Genomic DNA, 4,601 nt, shown 5'->3' with positions numbered 1-4,601 from the left:
GTCCAGCAACGCGCCCGCGACGACGGCCACGCTGGGACCGCACGTCCTGCCGTCCCGTTGGCGAAGCCGCAGCGCGGCGATCCTCACCCGGCACCGCCGAGGAGTTCCTCTCCGCGGGCACGCAGGTCGACCTTGCGCACCTTGCCGGTCACGGTCATCGGGAACTCGTCGATGACCTGCACATAGCGCGGGATCTTCTGGTGCGCGATCCGCCCGGCGCAGAAGTCGCGCAGATTGTCGGCGGTGGGCGGCTGCGCTCCCTCGGCGACCCGGATCCACACCATCAGTTCCTCGCCGTACCTCTCGTCCCGCACTCCCACGACCTGGGCGTCGACGATGTCAGGGTGGGTGTAGAGGAACTCCTCGACCTCGCGCGGATAGATGTTCTCGCCGCCGCGGATCACCATGTCCTTGATGCGCCCGGTGACACTGAGGTAGCCCTCGTCGTCCATCACCGCAATGTCGCCGGTGTGCATCCACCCATCGGCGTCGATGGCCTCGGCGGTCTTGGCGGGATCGTCCCAGTAGCCGGCCATCACGCTGTAGCCGCGCGTGCACAGTTCCCCGGGGGTGCCCCGCGGCACCTGGTCGCCTGCCTCGTCGATGATCTGGATCTCCAGGTGCGGTCCGACCCGGCCGACGGTGCTGACGCGGCGGTCCAGCGAGTCCGTCGGCAGCGTCTGCGTGGACACCGGCGAGGTCTCGGTCATGCCGTAGCAGATCGCCACCTCACGCATGTGCATCCGATCGATGACGTTGCGCATCACCTGCTCCGGGCAGGGCGATCCCGCCATGATCCCGGTGCGCAGGCTCGACAGGTCGAAGGTGTCGAAATTCGGCAGCGACAGTTCCGCGATGAACATCGTGGGGACCCCGTACAGCGATGTACAGCACTGTGTCGCAACAGCTTTGAGGCTCTCCTCCGGATCGAAACCCGGCGCGGGGATGACCATGGCAGCGCCGTGTGTGGTGCACGCCAGATTGCCCATCACCATGCCGAAGCAGTGATAGAACGGCACCGGGATGCAGACCCGGTCCGCCTCGGTGTACCCGAGGCCCTCCCCGACGAGATAGCCGTTGTTGAGGATGTTGGTGTGGGTCAGCGTGGCGCCCTTGGGAAATCCGGTGGTTCCCGACGTGTACTGGATGTTGATCGGATCCGACGCGCGCAGACCCGCCTGCACGTCGGCCAGTGCACCGGCGTCGATGTCGGTCCCGGCGATCGCCGACCATTCCGGCGATCCGACGATGACGACCGAGTCGAGCTGCGGACAGCTGCCGCGCACCGACTCGAGCATCGCGACGTAGTCGGAGGTCTTGAACGACGCCGCCGACAGCACCATCGAGATCGACGACTGGTTGAGCACGTACTGCAGCTCGTCGGTCCGGTAGGCCGGGTTGACGGTGACGAGGATGGCACCGATCTGCGCGGTGGCGTACTGGATGAGTGCCCACTCGGCGGTGTTGGGTGACCAGATGCCGACCCGGTCGCCGGGGCCGACACCACGCTGCAGCAGCGCGGTCGCGATGCGCCGGGTGGCCTCGTGGAATTCGGAGTAGGTCCACCGACGCCCGGTGGTGCATTCGACTAGCGCGTCGCGGTCGCCGAAACGCTCGACGGTGCCCGCCAGATTGGCGCCGATCGTGTCGGTCAACAGGGCCGGCTGGTCGACTCCGGACGTGTACGACAGCATCTGCTGCATTCCTCCACCGTGGATTTCTCGACCGGTCTGGGTACTGAAACAACCCTAGGCCGATTGAAGGTGGTGATGGTTCGAATGTCGATCCCGGTGGTGGCCCTGTGACCTTCGACCTGACGCCGACCGCGGCGCAGCACGATCTGGCGCGCCGCGCCCACGAGTTCGCCGAGCAGGTGGTCCGCCCGGTCGCCGCCGAGTACGACGAGCGCCAGGAATTCCCGTGGCCCGTCCTGGAAGAGGCAGCTGCCCAGGGCTTTTACAGTCCGCTGTTCTACCGCGACCTGATCGGCGACCCGACCGGACTGTCACTGCCGATGTTCATGGAAGAACTGTTCTGGGGTTGCGCCGGCATCGGACTGGCTGTGGTGATGCCCGCCCTGGCGCTGTCGGCGATCGGGCAGGCGGCCTCCCCCGAACAGATGCTGCAGTGGGCGCCGGAGTGCTTCGGCACCCCCGGCGATCTCAAGCTGGCCGCCCTGGCGATCTCCGAACCCGAGGGCGGCAGCGACGTCCGCAACCTGCGCACCCGGGCGCACCGGGATGGGGACGACTGGATCATCGACGGTCACAAGATGTGGATCGGCAACGGCGGCATCGCCAACGTCCACGTGGTCAATGCGGTGGTGGACGACGATCTGGGCCATCGCGGGCAGGCACTGTTCATCGTTCCCGGCGGAACCCCGGGCCTGGACATGGTCCGCAAGCTCGACAAACTCGGCTGCCGCGCCTCGCACACCGCCGAGTTGAAACTCAACAGCGTCCGCGTGCCCGCCGATCATCTGCTCGGCGGGCAGGACAAGCTCGAGCACAAGCTGGCCCGCGCTCGCGAGGCCGTCGCGGGCGCGAGACACTCCGGCTCGGCCACCATGGGCACCTTCGAGCAGACCCGCCCGATGGTCGCCGCGCAGGCACTCGGAATTGCAAGGGCCGCAGTGGAATACGCCACAGAGTACGCGAACCGGCGGGAAGCCTTCGGCGCACCGATCATCGACAATCAGGGCATCGCATTCCCGCTGGCCGACCTCGCCACCTCCATCGACGGCGCGCGCCTGCTGACCTGGCGGGCTTCGTGGATGGCCGCCACTGGTGTCCCGTTCGAGCGGGGCGAGGGGTCGATGTCCAAACTGGCCGCCAGCGAGGTGGCGGTCCGCGCCACCGAACGGGCCATCCAGACGATGGGCGGCTGGGGATACATCAAGGATCACCCCGTCGAGAAGTGGTACCGAGACGCCAAGCTCTACACCATCTTCGAGGGCACCAGCGAGATCCGGCGCATCGTCATCTCCAACGCCCTCGGCGCCGCGGACGGGAAGCCGCCGATGCACTTCGACCTCGAGCCGACCGGGGGGCCGCTCAACCGGGTGCTGGGCCGCGGCACCCCGGTGCGCACCCGGGTGGCCAACTCCGCGCTGTCGATGAAGGACCGCGTCCCGGCGCCCGTCATGGGGCTGGCGATGAAGGTGCTACGTCCGCCGCGGAAATAGATCCAGCCCGCTGCGGAAATAGATCCGGCCCGCCGCGGAGATAGATTTACCCGGTACCCCTGGTTTCACCTGGGTGCGTTCTGGCAATATTACTCGCCAGTCACATAAGGCTCTGGCAAACGGCGGGTGGGGACACGATGGAGTTCGCTCAGCAACAACTCTCGGTGCTGGCACAGGGCGACGAGGGCGGCGGCGCAGCGCTCAGCGAGATCTTCGGGCTATCGGTCGCCGGGGCGGTCGTCACGGCTGTGCTGCTGTGGATCGGCTATCTGCACCGCAATCACAAGATCACCTGGCTGACGTCGCTGGCCGACTGGTCCGGGCGCCGGTTCAAACGCCCGCCGTGGGTGGCACTGCCCATCGCGATGTTCGTCTCGTCGATCATCTGCGCGCTGTTCGGCTTCATCTGGGACGTCAGCCTGCACATCGGCAACGGCCGCGACGACGGCGCGCTGGCCAACCCGGCGCACTACTTCATCCTCATCGGCCTGTTCGGCATCTTCGTCGCGGGCTGCACCGCGATGGTCCTGCCCTTCGACAAGCCCGGTCCGTCCGCTGTCCGCATCACCGACGACTGGCACGCCCCGGTCGGCGGCATCGTGATGGCGGGTTGCGGCCTCTACGCCCTGCTCGGTTTCCCCCTCGACGACGTCTGGCACCGCATCTTCGGCCAGGATGTGACGCTGTGGGGACCCACCCACCTGATGATGATCGGCGGCGCAGGCTTCTCGACACTGGCCGCGCTCTACCTCGAGCACGAGGGTCGGCGGGCCCGCACCGACGACGTCCCGAAAGACGGCATCGGTCTCAAGCTGGTCCAGTACCTGGCCTTCGCCGGTGTGCTGATCGGCGCGTCGGTCTACCAGATCGAATTCGACTTCGGGGTGCCGCAGTTCCGCCAGGTGTTCCAGCCGATGCTGATCGCCGCGGCGGCAGCCCTGGCGCTGGTGGCGGCCCGGATCTTCATGGGCCGCGGCGCCGCCCTGATCGCCGCCGGCATCGCGATCGGGTTGCGGGGCGCGGTCGCACTGATCGTCGGCCCGGTTCTCGATGCCCCGATCAACTGGTTCCCGCTCTATCTGGGGGCGGCGGTCGTCGTCGAACTCCTGGCGCTGACCCCGCTGCTCAAACGACCGGTCGTGCTGGGTCTGGTCGCCGGCCTGGGTATCGCGACCCTGGGCCTGTGGCTGGAATCGCTGTGGGTCAACTCGGTCTACCACCTGCCGTGGCCGACGAGCATCTGGCCGGAAGCACTGGCGATGGCGGTGCCGGTGGCCGTCCTGACCGGTGCGTGCGGCGCGATGGTGGGCATGGTCCTGACCGGCCGGCGACTGCCCCGGCGTGCCGTCAGCGTCAGCCTGGTCGCGCTGACGGTGGTCGCCATCGGTGCGGCCGCCGCCAACGGACTGCGCTACGA

Annotated in this window: 3 protein-coding genes; 2 read left to right on the top strand and 1 reads right to left on the bottom strand. The window is 67.7% G+C overall.

Annotated features, from left to right (window positions below; genetic code table 11):
• Positions 1 to 83: 83 nt before the first annotated feature.
• On the bottom strand, positions 84 to 1,694 hold the full coding sequence (locus tag WA965_RS22385; RefSeq protein ID WP_526299821.1) for an AMP-binding protein: 1,611 nt from the start codon (positions 1,692 to 1,694) through the stop codon (positions 84 to 86).
• Between the two features lie 107 nt (positions 1,695 to 1,801).
• Between WA965_RS22385 and WA965_RS22380 the strand changes: the two genes are divergently transcribed.
• Together WA965_RS22380 and WA965_RS22375 are read left to right on the top strand one after the other, a co-directional pair.
• On the top strand, positions 1,802 to 3,184 hold the full coding sequence (locus tag WA965_RS22380; RefSeq protein WP_526299823.1) for an acyl-CoA dehydrogenase family protein: 1,383 nt from the start codon (positions 1,802 to 1,804) through the stop codon (positions 3,182 to 3,184).
• 137 nt (positions 3,185 to 3,321) lie between these two features.
• Positions 3,322 to 4,601: hypothetical protein (locus WA965_RS22375; RefSeq protein WP_526448088.1), on the top strand; the 1,280-nt coding region annotated here is incomplete at its 3' end.

This window comes from Mycobacterium sp. (assembly GCF_049683935.1).
Taxonomy (GTDB): Bacteria; Actinomycetota; Actinomycetes; order Mycobacteriales; family Mycobacteriaceae; genus Mycobacterium.
The sequence above is the reverse complement of the archived record's forward strand: the minus strand, read 5'-3'. Positions and strand labels throughout refer to the sequence as shown.